The sequence below is a fragment of the Tamlana crocina genome, from assembly GCF_012037625.1.
This window is the reverse complement of the sequence record NZ_JAAVJS010000417.1, coordinates 1-384: the sequence shown is the minus strand read 5'-3', so window position 1 is coordinate 384 and position 384 is coordinate 1. Positions and strand designations below refer to the sequence as shown.

General features: G+C 49.5%; 1 protein-coding gene. It reads left to right on the top strand.

Annotated features, from left to right (window positions below; genetic code table 11):
• Positions 1–384, top strand: a 384-nt coding sequence (locus tag HC176_RS17380) for a DNA gyrase subunit A (protein WP_280818715.1), incomplete at both ends; no start/stop codon positions are given.

Genomic DNA, 384 nt, shown 5'->3' with positions numbered 1-384 from the left:
AGGATGCGGAAGATCAGCGAGGACATGCTTGCCGATATCGATAAGGAAACCGTAGATACCCAGTTAAACTTTGATGATACGCTACATGAACCGGTGGTTCTTCCTACGCGTATCCCAAACCTTCTAGTCAATGGTGCCAGCGGTATTGCAGTCGGGATGGCAACAAACATGCCGCCTCACAACCTTTCTGAAGTTGTGGACGGGGTAGTGGCTTATATCGACAATCACGATGTGACTATAGATGAATTGATCGAGCACGTCAAGGCGCCCGATTTCCCTACCGGAGGAACCATTTACGGTTATGACGGGGTAAGGGAAGCTTTTAAAACCGGTCGCGGTAGAGTAGTGCTAAGAGCAAAAGCTCACACCGAAGAAGTGGCAGGA